The organism is Microbacterium jejuense (assembly GCF_039544225.1).
Taxonomy (GTDB): Bacteria; Actinomycetota; Actinomycetes; order Actinomycetales; family Microbacteriaceae; genus Microbacterium; species Microbacterium jejuense.
This window is the reverse complement of sequence record NZ_BAABLG010000002.1, coordinates 266048-281877: the sequence shown is the minus strand read 5'-3', so window position 1 is coordinate 281877 and position 15830 is coordinate 266048. Positions and strand designations below refer to the sequence as shown.

Annotated in this window: 15 protein-coding genes; 8 read left to right on the top strand and 7 right to left on the bottom strand. The window is 71.1% G+C overall.

Annotated elements, in window-relative coordinates; all coding sequences use genetic code 11:
• Positions 1-40 precede the first annotated feature (40 nt).
• Positions 41-634 (bottom strand): DUF6230 family protein, encoded by a 594-nt coding sequence (locus ABEA46_RS03645; RefSeq protein WP_345542996.1) that lies wholly within the window; start codon positions 632-634, stop codon positions 41-43.
• Positions 635-791: 157 nt separating this feature from the next.
• On the opposite strand from ABEA46_RS03645, the gene ABEA46_RS03640 reads away from it, so the two are divergent.
• A complete protein-coding gene (locus ABEA46_RS03640; RefSeq protein ID WP_345542995.1) occupies positions 792-1430 on the top strand; it encodes a TetR/AcrR family transcriptional regulator in 639 nt (212 codons plus the stop codon).
• A gap of 87 nt (positions 1431-1517) precedes the next feature.
• Here ABEA46_RS03640 and ABEA46_RS03635 read toward each other — a convergent pair whose 3' ends face one another.
• Positions 1518-2153: a 50S ribosomal protein L25/general stress protein Ctc gene (locus ABEA46_RS03635; protein WP_345542994.1), complete on the bottom strand. Its 636-nt coding sequence runs from the start codon at positions 2151-2153 to the stop codon at positions 1518-1520.
• 273 nt (positions 2154-2426) lie between these two features.
• On the opposite strand from ABEA46_RS03635, the gene ABEA46_RS03630 reads away from it, so the two are divergent.
• Positions 2427-2549: a hypothetical protein gene (locus ABEA46_RS03630; RefSeq protein ID WP_345542993.1), complete on the top strand. Its 123-nt coding sequence runs from the start codon at positions 2427-2429 to the stop codon at positions 2547-2549.
• A gap of 3 nt (positions 2550-2552) precedes the next feature.
• On the opposite strand, the gene ABEA46_RS03625 is transcribed toward ABEA46_RS03630, so the two are convergent.
• Entirely contained in the window at positions 2553-3272 is a 720-nt protein-coding gene (locus ABEA46_RS03625) for a FadR/GntR family transcriptional regulator (RefSeq protein ID WP_345542992.1), read from the bottom strand.
• A gap of 150 nt (positions 3273-3422) precedes the next feature.
• Between ABEA46_RS03625 and ABEA46_RS03620 the strand changes: the two genes are divergently transcribed.
• From ABEA46_RS03620 to gndA, 3 genes are all read left to right on the top strand, one after another.
• The gene (locus ABEA46_RS03620) at positions 3423-4823 is read left to right on the top strand and encodes a GntP family permease (protein ID WP_345542991.1); all 1401 of its coding nucleotides are present in this window, start codon (positions 3423-3425) and stop codon (positions 4821-4823) included.
• The gene (locus ABEA46_RS03615) at positions 4820-5356 is read left to right on the top strand and encodes a gluconokinase (protein WP_345542990.1); all 537 of its coding nucleotides are present in this window, start codon (positions 4820-4822) and stop codon (positions 5354-5356) included. The genes ABEA46_RS03620 and ABEA46_RS03615 overlap by 4 nt, the downstream gene beginning before the upstream one ends.
• 155 nt (positions 5357-5511) lie before the next feature.
• On the top strand, positions 5512-6960 hold the full coding sequence (gndA, locus tag ABEA46_RS03610; protein ID WP_345542989.1) for an NADP-dependent phosphogluconate dehydrogenase: 1449 nt from the start codon (positions 5512-5514) through the stop codon (positions 6958-6960).
• Between the two features lie 70 nt (positions 6961-7030).
• Here gndA and ABEA46_RS03605 read toward each other — a convergent pair whose 3' ends face one another.
• The gene (locus tag ABEA46_RS03605) at positions 7031-8347 is read right to left on the bottom strand and encodes an FAD-binding oxidoreductase (protein WP_345542988.1); all 1317 of its coding nucleotides are present in this window, start codon (positions 8345-8347) and stop codon (positions 7031-7033) included.
• Between the two features lie 110 nt (positions 8348-8457).
• Between ABEA46_RS03605 and ABEA46_RS03600 the strand changes: the two genes are divergently transcribed.
• A complete protein-coding gene (locus ABEA46_RS03600; RefSeq protein ID WP_345542987.1) occupies positions 8458-9447 on the top strand; it encodes an SDR family oxidoreductase in 990 nt (329 codons plus the stop codon).
• A gap of 14 nt (positions 9448-9461) precedes the next feature.
• Here ABEA46_RS03600 and ABEA46_RS03595 read toward each other — a convergent pair whose 3' ends face one another.
• Together ABEA46_RS03595 and ABEA46_RS03590 are read right to left on the bottom strand one after the other, a co-directional pair.
• A complete protein-coding gene (locus ABEA46_RS03595; RefSeq protein WP_345543112.1) occupies positions 9462-10187 on the bottom strand; it encodes an ABC transporter ATP-binding protein in 726 nt (241 codons plus the stop codon).
• A gap of 69 nt (positions 10188-10256) precedes the next feature.
• Positions 10257-11738: an ABC transporter permease gene (locus ABEA46_RS03590; protein WP_345542986.1), complete on the bottom strand. Its 1482-nt coding sequence runs from the start codon at positions 11736-11738 to the stop codon at positions 10257-10259.
• 212 nt (positions 11739-11950) lie between these two features.
• On the opposite strand from ABEA46_RS03590, the gene ABEA46_RS03585 reads away from it, so the two are divergent.
• Entirely contained in the window at positions 11951-12679 is a 729-nt protein-coding gene (locus ABEA46_RS03585) for a response regulator transcription factor (protein WP_345542985.1), read from the top strand.
• The gene (locus ABEA46_RS03580) at positions 12676-14214 is read left to right on the top strand and encodes a sensor histidine kinase (protein WP_345542984.1); all 1539 of its coding nucleotides are present in this window, start codon (positions 12676-12678) and stop codon (positions 14212-14214) included. Before ABEA46_RS03585 ends, ABEA46_RS03580 begins: the two co-directional genes overlap by 4 nt.
• A gap of 51 nt (positions 14215-14265) precedes the next feature.
• Here ABEA46_RS03580 and ABEA46_RS03575 read toward each other — a convergent pair whose 3' ends face one another.
• The gene (locus ABEA46_RS03575; RefSeq protein ID WP_345542983.1) at positions 14266-15828 is read right to left on the bottom strand and encodes an FAD-dependent oxidoreductase; all 1563 of its coding nucleotides are present in this window, start codon (positions 15826-15828) and stop codon (positions 14266-14268) included.
• Between the last annotated feature and the right edge of the window lie 2 nt (positions 15829-15830).

The following is a 15830-nucleotide window of genomic DNA, read 5'->3' as shown; positions in this document are numbered from 1 at the left end:
CGGTCGGTGCTCGATCCGGTGAGCGCTCAGGGGCGGGCGCTCAGAAGCACTCCTTGCCGTTCGTCAGCTGCAGGTGCAGCCCGTTGAGCGTGAACACGCCCGCCTGGGTGCTCCACGCCGTCTGCTTGAGGCCCGTGATCTTGATGGTGTCGGCGTCCTGCGCGAACCCGCCGGCCTCGCCCTTGGCCGTCGTGTTGACCGTCGAGGCGTCCACGCCGATCCGGATGTTGCCGAAGGTCGCGTCGCCCTGCAGGTCGGTGAGGCCGATCTGCAGATCGGTGGCGGTGGCCGGGTTCCCGCCGCCGCCCGCCGAGATCAGCAGGCCGAGCTTTCCGAGCGGAGTGTCGGTGACGACCGACTGGCACAGGTCCGACAGCGACGCGGCGCCGATGTTCGAGATCGCGACCGGGTGGGGCGTGCCGTCCTTCTGGGCGGCGACGCCGGCGTACTGCGAGAACGCCGTGCCGTCGAGCGCGGACGCCGCGATCTTGAACTGGCTCCCCGACACGGCGAACGAGACCGGCACGGCGCCGCCTGCGACGCCGGCCATGACGAGACTGGCCGCAACGCCCACCGGAACGGCGGCGATGACGACCCGGCCGAGGCGGGAGCCCTTGAGCGAGGGGAACTTCATGGATCCTCCTTGATGCAGTGAAGTCGGCGGCGACGCGCCGCCAGGGCGACTGTACGGACACTGTTGACTATCCGTCAATAGCTATTCACTCGAAGTCAATAACGATCGGACCTCTCGTCGCCCGCTCTCGCGCGCACGGCGCCGATAGTCTCGGAGCATGGCGGCGAGCGTCGACGAAACCCCCGCGGTGCGGCGTGCCCGCCTGTCGCCGGATGAGCGCCGGGCGCAGCTGATCGCCCTGGGGGTCGCCGCTCTCGCCGAGCACCCGCTGGGCGATCTGAACATCGAGGCGCTCGCTGCCGAGGCCGGCGTCTCGCGGGCGCTGCTGTTCCACTACTTCGGCTCGCGACAGGGCTATCAGCGCGAGGTCGTCAAGACCGCCGGCGACAGCATGCTACAGGCCACCGAGCCCGATCCGGACCTCGCCCCTCTCCCCCGGCTGACCGACACGCTGCGGCGCACCGTCGGGTTCGTGCGCGCGCACGCGGGCACCTTCTCGTCGCTCGTGCGCGGTCCGGCCAGCGGCGATGCCGAGATCCGGGAGGTCGTCGAGCAGGCACGCCTGCTGCAGACCGAGCGCGTCGTCGCGCTCTTCCAGGAGCTCGGGGCCGAACCGTCGCTGCGGCTGCGGATCGGGCTGCGCGGCTGGCTCGCGTTCACCGAGCAGGCGCTCGTCGACGCCGCCATCGGCGAGCAGCTCACCGACGACGAGCTCGTCGATCTGCTCCAGGACGCGCTGCACGGCATCGCCGAGCGGCTCGAGCCGGCGGCATCCCGGGTCCTCTTCGGCACCTGATCGCACCTCCCCACGCCGACCGCCGCGCGCCGCGGGCACGACGAAGGCCCGCCACGACCGAGGTCGTGACGGGCCTTCGTGACGGGATTACTCCGCGGCGGCCTCTTCCGAAGCCTCGGCCTGCTCAGCAGCGGCCTCGGCGTCGGCCTCGGCGATCTCGTCCTCGGCGGCGATGGTCGCGGCCGGGACCGAGATGGCGACGATCAGCAGCTCGGCGTCGGCCACCAGGACGGAGCCCTTCGGCAGCTTCAGGTCGCCGGCGGTCACGTGGGCACCGTCCTCGAGACCCTCGACGTCGACCTCGATGTGCTCGGGGATGTGGGTGGCCTCGGCCTGGATCGTGACGGTGGCGTTGTCGAGGTTGGCGATGGTGCCGGCGAACGGCTCGCCCACGACGACGATCGGCACCTCGATCTCGACCTTCTCACCCTTCTTCACGACGAGGAGGTCGATGTGCTCGACGATCTGGTGCACCGGGTCCTTCTGGACGTCCTTCACCAGCGTCAGCTGCGACTTGCCGTCGAGGTCGAGCTCGAGCACCGCGTTGGCGCGACGGATGAGCAGGCCGACCTGGTGGCCCGGGAGGGCGACGTGGACGGGGTCGGTGCCGTGGCCGTAGATGACGGCCGGGATCTTACCGGCGGCACGGAGGCGGCGGGCGTAGCCCTTGCCGAAGTTCTCGCGGAACTCGGCCAGGACCTTGGTGTCGGTCTCAGTCGACATGGGTTCTCCTTGCGGGGCGCGAAGGCCCCTTTTTCTGCGGGCCTGCGCGGAGCGGGCCTGGGTATGTGGGCGGCAGAGACTGCCTGTGATTCGACTCGAACGCGCGCGCGTGAGGAAAGCCCTGAGGCCGGCTTCACCGCGTCGATCACGGATGCCGCATCCCGCCGCGGACGGCAGGCGCGAGGCATCCCTCGCCGAAGTTCGCCACGAGTCTACCAGCGCCCCCGCTACGATGAGGAACGCACCCGCTTCCCGCTCCCACGGAGGACCCCCATGGACTACGGCTTCTGGTCTCACGCCCTGCTCTGGCTGATCGGCGCGATGGCCCTGGTCGGCACCGTCGGCACCGTCCTCGCGTTCTGGAGCCTCGGCCGCTCGGGCTACCGCAAGGACTGAGCCCTACCCGCGCTCCGCCACGGCGGCCTCGCCGATGGCGGCGTCGGATTCGCCGACGATGCGCGACATCGCCTCGAACGCCGCCTCGGCGTCCCCGCCGGCCACGGCGAAGGCCACATCGCGGTGCCAGCGCACCGCCTCGGGGTTCGCCGCCTGCGGCATGAGGGCGTGGCGGGTGCGACCTTCGAGCACCGACTGCACCACGTCCCCCAGCATCCCCAGCATCGGATTGCCCGACGCGCGCAGCAGCGTGCGATGGAAGCGCACGTCCGCCGCCAGGTAGTCCGCGTCATCGGCGCGCTGCTCGTTGCGCGCCATGGCGAGCGCGGCCGCCACGAGCGCCTCGCGCTGCGCATCCGTGGCGTTGCCGGCGGCCAGGCGCGCGGCGAGCGGCTCGATGGCACCCCGCAGTTCGCCGAGCTCGTGCAGCTGCCGGTCGCGGTCGGGACCGTCCAGGCGCCACGCGATCACCTCGGGCGCGTAGACGTTCCAGTGCTCGACGGGAAGCACCTCGATCCCGGCCTTGCGGCGCACGCTCACCAGGCCGAGTGACTCGAGAACGCGCACCGCCTCGCGCGCGGCCGATCGCGACGCCCCCGAGGCCTCGGCGAGGTCCGCGGTGAGCAGCCGCGACCCGGCGGGATGCTCGCCGTGCACGATCGCCGCACCGACGCGTTCGACGAGCGCGTCATGCACGGGGCTGCCGTGGGTGGTCTCCGACATGGTCCGATCATGCCGCACGACTGGCTTTTCATCCGACATTCCGAGCGATCGAGTTTTTTATGTCGGACTTATTGACACCGTCATCGCGATTTGTCAGACTACTTCCGACCAGCGGGTCAAGGAACCGCCCCGTATCGACCAAGGACGCTCATGGACCTCATCGGACTCTTCGCCGGGACCGCGGCCGCCGCGGACGCGGCACCGGTCGCGCCGCCCTGGCAGCTGCTCACCGCCGCCGTCGTCGGCATCGCGATCATCGTCGTGCTCATCACGTGGCTGAAGGTGCACCCCTTCCTGGCCCTCATGATCGGCGCACTCGCCACCGGCGTCGTCGCCGGGTTCGACGCCGCGCAGACGATCCTCAGCTTCACCACCGGCTTCGGCACCACGATGGGCGGCGTCGGCATCCTGATCGCCCTCGGTGCGATCTACGGCAAGCTGCTCGCCGACTCCGGCGGCGCCGACCGCATCGTCGACACCCTCGTCGCCCGGGCGACCCCCCGCAGCCTGCCGTGGATCATGGGCCTCATCGGCGCCATCATCGGCCTGCCGATGTTCTTCGAGGTCGGCCTCGTGCTGCTCGTGCCGGTCATCATCCTCGTCGCCCGGCGCTCCGGACTGCCGCTCATGAAGATCGCGATCCCGACGCTCGCGGGTCTCTCGGCGATGCACGGCCTGGTGCCGCCGCACCCCGGCCCGCTCGCCGCGATCGACATCCTCGGCGCGAACCTCGGCGTCACCCTCGCGATCGGCGTGCTCGTCGCGATCCCCGCCGTGATCATCTCCGGCCCGCTGTTCGCGAACCTCGCCGCCCGCTGGGTGCGCGTCCCGGTCCCCGACCTCTTCGTCACAGCCGAGGACGAGGGCGAGCAGCAGACGCGCCGCCCGTCGTTCGGCGCCACGCTCGCCAGCATCCTGCTGCCCGTCGTGCTCATGCTGGCGCGTGCCATCGCCGACATCGTCGCGCCCGGTTCCACGTCGCCGGTCAAGATGGCCGTCGACTTCCTCGGCACACCGGTGATCGCACTGCTGATCGCCGTCGTCGTCGGGTTCTTCGTGCTCGGTCGCGGTGCCGGATTCGACCGCACCCGGATCACGCAGTCCGTGGGCTCGTCGCTCGGCCCGATCGCCGGCATCCTCCTCATCGTCGGCGCCGGCGGCGGGTTCAAGCAGGTGCTCGTCGACACCGGCATCGGCGACGTGATCGCCGACCTGATCGCGGGGTCGGGTCTGTCGATCCTGTTCCTGGCCTGGCTGGTCGCCGCGGTGATCCGCATCGCCACGGGGTCGGCGACCGTCGCGACCATCACGGCCGCCGGAATCCTGCAGCCCCTCACCGAAGGCCTCGACCCGACGATGACGGCGCTGCTCGTGCTCGCCATCGGATCGGGCTCGGTGTTCCTGTCGCACGTGAACGACGCCGGCTTCTGGCTCATCAAGGAGTACTTCGGACTGAGCATCGCGCAGACGCTCAAGTCCTGGACGGTGCTGGAGTGCCTCATCTCGGTCGTCGGCCTCGGCGGCGTGCTGCTCGTGAGCGTGTTCGTATGAGCGCGCAGACGGACGAGCGGATGCCGGCGGCCGGCCGGCCTCCCGTGCTCGTGTTCATGGGGGTGTCCGGCACCGGCAAGTCCACGGTCGGCGCCATGCTGGCCGGCCGGCTCGGCTGGCCCTTCCAGGAGGGCGACGACCTGCATCCCGCCGCGAACGTGGAGAAGATGCGCCGCGGCCACGCGCTCACCGACGAGGACCGGCTCCCCTGGCTCGGGGTGGTGGGGTCGTGGATCGACGAGCGCATCGCCGCCGGCGAGCCGGGCATCATCACGTGCTCTGCGCTCAAGCGCGCGTACCGCGACATCCTCCGCCGCGACGAGGTGGTGTTCGTGCACTTCGCGGGCACGAAGGAGCTCGTCTTCCAGCGCCTGATGCAGCGCCAGGGGCATTTCATGCCGCCGGCGCTGCTGGACTCGCAGTTCGCCGCGCTGGAGGCGCCGGACCCCGACGAGCACGCGATCGTCGTCGACATCGCTCTGACGCCCGCCGACCAGGCCGCGCTCGTCGCGGCGGCGATCGGCCGGGACTGACCCCGCGGGGCTAGGCTCGTCCCGACAGCTGCGAGCCGTGGCATCCCGATCCCCTCTCACACCGGACCGGCGTCCGGCGTGAGCACACGGCCCTTCCCGCGTAACACGCGCAGGCCAGACTCTAGGCTGAAGTAGCAACGAAGACAGGAGCTCGAGTGTCCGAGAACGCAGCGAACATCGGCGTGGTGGGTCTTGCGGTGATGGGGTCGAACCTCGCCCGCAACCTCGCTTCGCGCGAGGGCAACACGGTCGCGGTGTACAACCGCAGCCGCGCCAAGACCGACGAACTGATCGCCGAGCACCCGGAGGCGGGTTTCGTCCCCGCCTTCTCGTACGAGGAGTTCGCCGCGTCGCTGCAGAAGCCGCGCACCGCGATCATCATGGTCAAGGCCGGCGGCCCGACCGACGCGGTCATCGACTCGCTGCTCGAGGTCTTCGAGCCCGGCGACATCATCGTCGACGGCGGCAACGCGCTGTTCACCGACACGATCCGCCGCGAGAAGGCCGTCCGCGAGACCGGCGTCAACTTCGTGGGCATGGGAGTCTCGGGCGGCGAGGAGGGCGCGCTGCTCGGCCCGTCGCTCATGCCCGGCGGCTCGGACGAGTCGTGGATCACCCTCGGCCCGATCCTGCGCTCGATCGCCGCCGTCGCCGAGGGCGAGCCGTGCGTCACGCACGTCGGCCACGACGGCGCCGGCCACTTCGTCAAGATGGTGCACAACGGCATCGAGTACGCCGACATGCAGCTCATCGCCGAGGCCTACGACCTCATCCGCCGCGGCACGGGCAAGTCGCCTGCCGAGATCGCCGAGGTCTTCGCCGAGTGGAACCGCGGCGAGCTGGAGTCCTACCTCATCGAGATCACCGCCGAAGTGCTGCGCCAGGTCGACGCCGAGACCGGCAAGCCGCTCGTCGATGTGATCCTCGACCAGGCCGGCGCCAAGGGCACCGGTGCCTGGACCGTGCAGACCGCGCTGTCGCTGGGCACGCCCGTGTCGGGCATCGCCGAGGCGACCTTCGCCCGCTCGCTGTCGAGCCACCCCGAGCAGCGCGAGATCTCGCGCGACCTCCCGGGCCCGAACGAGGGATTCACCGCCGACGACGCGGACGCGTTCATCGAGCAGGTGCGCCTCGCCCTCTACGCGTCGAAGATCGTCGCCTACTCGCAGGGCTTCGACGAGATCCGCGCCGGCGCCGCAGAGTACGGCTGGAACATCGACCTCGGCAAGATCGCGGCGATCTGGCGCGGCGGCTGCATCATCCGCGCCCGCTTCCTCAACCGCATCACCGACGCGTACGTCCAGACGCCCGACCTGCCGGTGCTGCTCACGGCGCCGTTCTTCGTGGACGTGTTCACCCGAGCGCAGGACGCCTGGCGCGAGGTCGTCGCGACGTCGGCGAAGGTGGGCATCCCCGCCCCCGCGTTCTCGTCATCGCTCGCGTACTACGACGGCCTGCGCGCCGAGCGTCTGCCGGCGGCCCTGATCCAGGGCCAGCGCGACTTCTTCGGTGCGCACACCTACAAGCGCATCGACAAGCCGGGCACCTTCCACACGCTGTGGTCGGGCGACCGCACTGAGGTCGAGGCCGAGGACACGCACTGACACTGCTGCTCGCAGACGCCTGAGGGCGGGTTCCCACCGGGAGCCCGCCCTCAGGCGTTGTACCGCCGGATCAGGGCTGCACGTTGTGGTTGCGGCAGAAGATGTTGGCGGGGTCCCACTGCCGCTTCACAGCCGCCAGACGCGCCATCGTGGCGGGCGGGTACATGCGCGCCGCGACACTCGGGTCGGCGGAGGCGATGAAATTGCCGTACACACCGGCGCCCTTCGCCTCGATCGCGTCCCACGCGGCGACAGCGCGCTCGCGCGCGTCGGCGTCGAGCATGCCGGGCACGTCGAACGCCCCGGCCATCGCGAACCACGTCGCATCGCGCGCGGGGAACGGCGTGGCGTCCTGCGCGACATCGCCGAAGGCGCCGCCGAGCGAGCGCAGCAGCACGACCGACGCGGGGTTCTGCGCGCGGAAGTCCACGAGCTGCGCGATCGTGTCGTCGTCGAGCACCGTCAGCAGCGTGTTGCCGCCAACGAAGCCCGGCATCGGATGCTCGGGGTCGAACGCCGGCGCCTCCATCAGCACATCCGGATAGTCCTGCACGCCGAATTCTCGTTCGCTCACGCCCGGCGCGCTCGCGAGCGCGGAGAGCGCCGCGCGCGCGGCCGCCTCGTCGGTGCCCGCCCACACGGCGGTGAGCGCGGCGCCCGCAGGGGCGCTCGGGTCCATCGGCGGCACATCCATGTAGGTCACCGTGAGCTCGCGTGGGGCGTCGGCGAGCAGGTCGCGCATCACGCTCAGCGTCGCCGCGACGTCGCCGCCCAGACCGAAGACGCCCACCACGACGCCGTCGAGAGGATGCGCCTCGAAGTCGAAGCGCGTCACGACGCCGAAGTTGCCGCCGCCGCCGCGCAGCGCCCACATCAGCTCGGGGTGCGTCGCATCGGAGACCTCGACGACTTCGCCGTTCGCGGTGACGAGCTCCGCACCGACGAGCTGGTCGGACGCGAGACCCCACGCCCGCACCATCCAGCCGATGCCGCCGCCGAGCGTGAGGCCGCCGACGCCGACCGAGGCGGTGTCGCCCGAGCTCAGCCCGAGCCCGCGCTCGGCGAGCGCGTGCGCGACGGCGCCCCATTGCGCGCCGCCGCCCACGCGGACGCGCGTGCCATCGACGACGATGTCGTCGAGGGCCGAGATGTCGAGGGTGAGGCCGCCGGGGACCCCGCCCCACGCGCTGTGGCCGCCGCCGCGGATCATGACCTCGAGGCGCTCGGCGGCGGCGTAGCGCAGGGCGCCGCGCACGTCGTCGACCGACGCGGCGCGGATGATGGCAGCGGGCTCCCCGATGCCGGAGTGGAATCTGCGGGCGGACTCCCAGTCGGAGTCGCCCGGACGGATGACGGCAGTGCCGACGTTGGATTCGTCGATGCTCATGGGGGCCACAGTAGGACCCGGCGCCGACATCGCTCCAGCCTGTTCGCTGACCGCGAGGCGAGGAATACTGCCGTGTCGCGGTGTCGGCCGCGACGGCTAGGCTCGCCAGCGTGACGAGCATCCTCTACATCGGCGGGACCGGAACCATCAGCGCGGCCTGTGTGCGCCGCTCCGTCGCCCTCGGGCACGAGGTCACGGTCCTCAACCGCGGCAGCGCCCGGCGCGCCCTCCCGCCGGAGGTGCGGGTCGTTCAGGCCGACATCCGCGACGCCGGCGCCGTCCGGGCCGCGCTCGGCGACGAGCGCTTCGACGTGGTGGCCGAGTTCCTGGCGTTCACGCCCGAGCACATCGCCACCGATCTCGACATCTTCGAGGGCCGCACCGGGCAGTACGTGTTCATCAGTTCGGCCTCCGCGTACGAGAAGCCGCCGCGCCGCCTGCCGGTGACCGAGTCCACGCCGCTGCGCAACCCGTACTGGCAGTACTCGCGCGACAAGATCGCGTGCGAGGACGTGCTCGTCGGGGCGCACCGCGAACGCGGACTGCCCGTCACGATCATCCGCCCCTCGCACACGTACGACGAGCAGGGGCTGCCGACGCTCGGGCATTGGACGGACATCGCGCGCATGCGCGCGGGCCGCCCCGTGATCGTGCACGGCGACGGCACGAGCCTGTGGACGATCACGCACAGCGACGACTTCGCGGTCGCCTTCACGGGTCTGCTCGGCAACCCCGCGGCGATCGGCGAGGCCTTCACGATCACCGGCACCCACGCGCCCACCTGGAACCAGATCTACGGGTGGCTGGCGCAGGCGGCGGGCGTGGCATCCCCCGATCTCGTCCACGTCGCCTCCGACACCATCGCGGCGTTCGAACCCGAGCTCGGGCCGACGCTCATCGGCGACAAGGCGCACTCGATGGTGTTCGACGTGTCGAAGGTGCAGAAGCTGGTACCCGAGTTCCGCACCACGATCACGTTCGACGAGGGCGCGCGACGCATCCTCGCGTACCACGACGCACATCCCGAGGCGCAGCGGATCGACGAAGGCCGCGATGCGCTCTTCGATCGCATCGCGGCCTTCGTCCGCTCGGCCGGCTGAACCTGGCCCGAGCCTCAGCGCGTGATGTCGCGCACCGTTCCCTTGTCGAGCCGCAGCCGGCGACGGGCCCGGCGTGCAACGGCCGAGTCGTGCGTCACGACGATGAGCGTGAGGCCTTCGTCGTTGAGCTTCTGCAGCACCGCGAGGATCTCGTCGCGCATGCTCTCATCGAGGTTGCCGGTGGGCTCGTCGGCCAGCAGCACGCGCGGACGCTTGACGATCGCCCGGGCGATCGCGACGCGCTGCTGCTGACCGCCGGACAGCTCGCCGGGGCGGTGGTCGCCGCGCTCGGCGAGCCCGACGTGGGCGAGCGCCTCGGTGACGCGCGCCGTGCGCTCCTGCTTCGACAGCCCGAGCGGTTCGAGCGCCATGTCGACGTTCTCGTGCGCCGTGAGCGTGGGGATCAGGTTGAACCCCTGGAAGACGAAGCCGATCTCATGCGCACGGATCCGGCCGAGCCGGCGGTTGTTCGCCGTCGCGATGTCGAGGTCGCCCAGGTGCACGGCCCCGGTGGTTGGCCGGTCGAGGGCGCCCAGCAGCTGCAGCAGCGTCGACTTGCCGCCGCCGGTCGGCCCCTGGATGGTGACGAAGTCGCCCGCCTCGATCTCGAGGTCCACCCCGGCGAGCGCCTTCACGACGCGCCCCTTCTGCGTGTACGTGCGGGTGACGCCTTCGAGGCGGTAGATCGCCTCGGGGGCCGCGTCCGGAGCCGCAGCGGGCTCGGCGTCGATCATGGTCATGACGTTCTCTCCTGATTCGGATGCGGAGGGGGTGGATGCCGCGTCGCGGCGGGTCGTGTCGGTCATGGCTCAGCCGACCGATCGGAGCGCTTCGGCCGGGCTCAGGCGTGCGGCACGCCAGCCGCCGAACGCGCCGGCGACGAGTCCGCCGAGCACCGCGATGCCCACGGCGGCGACGACCACCCAGATCGTGACCGGGGCGTTCAGCACGATGTCGGTCGTCGTCTGGACGGTGCCCATGAACCCGCCTCCCCCGCCGGGCCCGCCCATCTGCGGACCGCCGTCACCGCCGCCGAAGTTCTGGCCGCTCGGAGCCGCCGAGATCGTCGGCGAGATGAGGTTGATCGTGAGGATGCCGGCGAAGCCGATCACGAGGCCCAAGACTCCGCCGATGAGTCCCTGCACCACCGACTCGCCCGCCACCTGGCCGACGACGCGGCCGTTGGACCAGCCGATGGCCTTGAGGGTGCCGAACTCGCGGGTGCGCCGCGAGACGCCCGAGATGGTGAAGAGGACCGCCAGCGCGAGCGCGACGGCCAACACGATGAGCGAGAGCCACGTGCCGAGGTTCGTGATGAGCGACGTGGCGCTGGAGAGCGAGCCCGAGACCGTCGAGGCGAGGTCGGACTGCGAGCTGACCGTCGCATCGGGCAGCTCGGCCTCAAGGGCCGTCTGCACCGACGAGATCGCGTCGGCGGACTCGGCCTGCACGTAGACGGTCGAGACGACGTCGCCGGCGCCCGAGAGCTCCTGGGCGACGTCGAGCGGGATGTACACGTTGGAGGCGGTGTCGGCCTCGTCCGAGGTCGAGCCGACGATGCCGACGATCTCGAAGTCCTGTCCGCCGACGTTCAGGGTGCCGCCGACGGCGAGCTCTGCCGTGGTGGCGTATGTGGCGTCGACGACGGCGACGTACGAGCCCTCGTCCGAGGATTCGAGACCACGGCCGTCGGTGACCTCGACCGCGGACAGGGGGCCCACCGCGTCGGCCGACGGGTCGATGCCGAGCACCGAGAACGAGTCGACGCCGAACGAGCCGCCGCCGAAGCCGCCGCCCCCGTCACTGTTCTGCTGCTGCGTCGGCGGCTGCGGCTGCGTGCCGCTCGATCCGTCGGCGGAGTCGTCGGGGCGCTGCGGCAGTTCGCCCGAGAACGTCATGTTGTTGAGGCTCAGGGCCGCGGATGCCGCCGCCACGCCGTCGACGCCGGTCACGGTGTCGAGAACCGAGGCGGCGAGGGTCGAGCGCATCGGCTCGGTCACGAGGCGGGACTGGCTGAGCTCGGTCGTGCCGTCGTCGGTGGTCTGGCCCCCGTCCTGGCCGAAGTCGAAGCGTGCGCCGCCCTGCCCGGGTTCGGCCTGCGCTCCGGAGACGGTGAGGTCGGTGCCGACGCCGTACACGGATTCGAGGGCCTTCGCCTGGGCGGCGCTGACCCCTGCGGCGAGGGAGTTCACGATCATCACGAGAGCGATCGCGATCGCGAGGCCGGCGGCCACGATGATCGTCTGCTTCTTGCGGCCGGCAAGCTCCCGCCGCAGGTAGGTCATATACATTGCTGGTTTCCGCTCTCCTCCCGGCGGGCACGATGCCGGCCGTCGTGAGGACGCTACGGACAGGGCTCATGGGTGCCGCCAGCGTGGGCTATGAGGAGCTTATGAACGACGGCATCCACTCCGCCGGGCCGGTCCCCCGCACCGTACGCATTCACAGCCGGCGCATAGCGCGCTCCATAGCAACCGCATAGGAACACGTTCACAATGGACGCATGACCAACCCCGCCACCGCTCTCCTGCGTCCCGACGGCTCGAACCTCCGCGTGCTCGTGGTGGACGACGAGCAGATGCTCACCGACCTGCTGTCGATGGCGCTGCGCATGGAGGGGTGGGACGTGCGCACCGCCGGCTCCGGCTTCGAGGCGCTGCAGACCGCACGCGACTTCGAGCCCGACGCGATGGTGCTCGACATCATGATGCCCGACCTGGACGGCATGGCCGTGCTGCAGCGGCTGCGTCAGTCGGGCGATGACGTGCCGGTGCTGTTCCTCACGGCGAAGGACGCCGTCGGCGACCGCGTCGCCGGCCTCACCGCGGGCGGCGACGACTACGTGACGAAGCCGTTCAGCCTCGAAGAGGTCGTGGCGCGGCTGCGCGGGCTCATGCGCCGCGCCGGCACGGCGCACGCCGCGGGGGCGGAGCCGATCCTGCGCGTCGCCGACCTCAGCCTTAACGAGGACAGTCACGAGGTGGAGCGGGCGGGGACCGAGATCGAGCTGACCGCGACGGAGTTCGAGCTGCTGCGCTACCTCATGCGCAACCAGCGCCGCGTCGTGTCGAAGGCGCAGATCCTCGACCGCGTGTGGAACTACGACTTCGGCGGCCGCTCCAGCGTCGTCGAGCTGTACATCTCGTACCTGCGCAAGAAGATCGACGCCGGCCACGAACCCCTCATCCACACCGTGCGCGGCGTCGGGTACATGATCAAGGCGCCGCAGTGACGACAGAGACCGACGCAGCGATCGACACCCCCGTCGAGGCGCAGATCGGCACGAAGGCCGCGAAGAAGGCCCGCGTGCGGCGCCCCTGGACGCTGCAGCGCAAGCTCATCGCGACTGTCGTGTCGATCACGTCGTTCATCCTCGTGCTCGTCGCCGTCGCGACCAGCGCGATCCTCGCGCAGGTGCTGGAGAGCCAGCTCAACGAGAACGTCGAGTCGGCCGCGCACCGCGCCGCCGTGATGCTCAGCTCACCGGCCCTCAGCGGAAAGACCGCCGAGCAGGTGCTCACCGAGCAGCCGCAACTGCCGGGCTACTTCCTCGCCCTGGACGTGCCGCCCGACGACCCGAACGCGGCCGTCATGACGGCCGACGGCGTCGTCGCCCTCACCGACGCGCAGATGCAGCAGATCCGCAGCAGCCTGCGCGACCAGCGCGGGCAGCTCGTCGTCACGATCGACGACCTCGGCTCGTACCGCGTCGAGGCGCTGACCTCGGGCGGGGCGGTGGTCGCACTTGTCGGCCTGTCGCGCGACGACGTCACCGCGACGATGACGCGCATGCTGACCACGATCGCGCTGCTCACCGTCGGCGGCCTGATCCTCCTGGCCGTCGCCACCGCGTGGATCATCCGCGCGGGCCTCGCGCCGCTGCGCGCCGTGGCAGACACCGCCGACCGGGTGTCGAACCTCAAGCTCGATCAGGGCGACGTGTCGATCACCGAGCGCGTCCCGGACCCCCAGGCCGACCCCCGCACCGAGGTCGGCCGCGTGGGATCGGCCTTGAACAGCCTTCTCGACCACGTCGACGAGTCGCTCGCCGCGCGCCAGCGCAATGAGGAGCGCATGCGCGCCTTCGTCGCCGACGCGAGCCACGAGCTGCGCACGCCGCTCGCCTCGATCCGCGGGTACTCGGAGCTGTCGCTGAAGGCGCTCGGCCGCGACCACGCCGCCGCGACGATCGACACGACCGAGTCGTCGCTGGAGCGCATCCAGGCCCAGTCGCTGCGCATGACCTCGCTCGTCGAGGACCTGCTGCTGCTCGCGCGGCTCGACGAGGGCCAGGAGCTCGTCTACGGCAGCGTCGACCTCACGCGCCTGGCGATCGACGCGCTCGGCGACATCCGCACCACCGGTCCGGAGCACGAGTGGGTGCTCGACGTCGGCGAAGAGCCGGTGACGATCGCCGGCGACGCCGGACGCCTGCAGCAGGTCATCACGAACCTGCTCGCCAACGCCCGCACGCACACGCCCGCCGGCACTGTCGTGACCGTGCGCGTCGCGCGCGACGGCGCGGACGCGGTGCTCACCGTCCACGACGACGGCCCCGGCGTCGACCCCGCGCTCCAGGGCGAGCTGTTCGAGCGCTTCTCGCGTGGCGACCGCTCTCGCGCCCGCCAGACCGGCGGTACGGGTCTCGGGCTCTCGATCGCCCGGGCCATCGTCGACGCGCACGGCGGCAGCATCCGCGTCGACAGCGTTCCCGGCGACACCACCTTCGAGGTGCGCCTGCCGGCGCGACCGGCCGACACGGCCTGACCGGCCAATCCGATCTGACCCGCCGATCCGATCTGACCGGCCGAGCCCGACTCAGTACCCGCTGAAGGCGTCCGTCGTGATCGAGCGGGCGCGCTCCAGCGCGGGTGCGAGGTCGGCGATCAGCGCTGCGGGACCTGAGATGTACGCGTGGCGCGAGCCGAGGTCGGGCACGACGCGCATGAGGCCGTCGGCATCGAGCCTCACGCCCTGCGCCCACTCCCAGTGCGCCGGGAGGTCGGCGGGCCGGTCGCGGGTGAACACCACGACGCGGGCGCCCGAGGCGGCGATGTCGTCGCGGTAGGCGAGCTCGGCGGAGTCGGACGCGACGTAGACGAGCACGATGTCTCGCTCGCCTGCCACCGCCGTCGCCTGACGCAGCTGCGACACGAACGGGGTCACACCGATCCCGGCCGCGACCATGAGGATCGGCGCCGCGTCGCGCTTGGGCAGCAGGAAGTCGCCCCACACGCCGGTGATGGCCAGCGCGTCCCCGGACTTCACCTGCGCGAGCGCCTGCTTGTACGAGCTCAGCGTCTGGGCGGTCTTGCCCTCTTTGAACGCGACCTTCAGGTACGGGAGGTCGGCGGGCGCCGACGCGATGCTGAACTCGCGGCGCGTGCCGCGGGCGTCGGGGTGGCGGTGCGGCACCTCGAGCTCGAGGTACTGGCCTGGTAGGAACGCCAGCCGGTCGTGCACGCGGAACGTGAGCTCCTGCACTGTCGGCGTCGGCTCGGCACGCGAGACGAGTGTCAGTCGCACCGCCGTGCGCACCGCGAACGCGAAGGCGACCAGGTTGCCCACCAGCAGCGCGCGCTCCTGGCCGAGCGTGATGTCGCCGATCGCGATCGGCCACCCGCACAGCACGCCGACGACGGCGGCGACGGTGAACTGCTGCCAGCGGCGCGGCGGCAGCGTCAGCGGCTCGGACAGCATGAACGCGCCGAGGAAGAGGAACGGCGAGGACCACAGCACGGGCCACAGGATGTCGAGGGTGCCGATCTCGACCGCTGCGGCCTGGTACATCGCGGCCGTGCGGATCACCGCGACCGCCACCGCGATCACGAGGAACACCGAGATCACCCGCACCTTCTCGGTGCGCACCAGCACGGCAAGGCCCAGCAGTATCACGGGGGCGGCGAGCGCGGGCGTGCCCACCCACCACGAGGACGAGCCCAGGTCCGGCCACGCGAGGCTCAGCAGGGTCAGCACGGTGGCGCCCACGGCGGCCGGGTTGAAGATGTGGCGGCCGCGCCACGCGAGGAGGTACTTCGACAGCGAGGCCACTGCGGCAGCGATCACGATGCCGACCAGGCCCATGAGCTCGAGCGTGGGTCGCAGCACGAACAGCAGGATGTGCGCCGTGATGAGCGAGGACTCGAGGCGCCACGGGAGGTTCAGGACGCGCTGGGCTGCGGCATCCACCCCCACGCACACCGCCGACAGCACCGCGAGGGTCACCAGCAGCTGCCACGGGTCGGGGCCGACCAGGCCGAAGAACGAGAGCAGGAACGCCACGACGGCCAGCGCCGCCAGCGCGAAGTACACCAGCCGGTACATCGACAGCTTGCCGAGCACCGCGTAGACGCGGTTCCAGAGTGCGGTCAGGTTGCCCATCG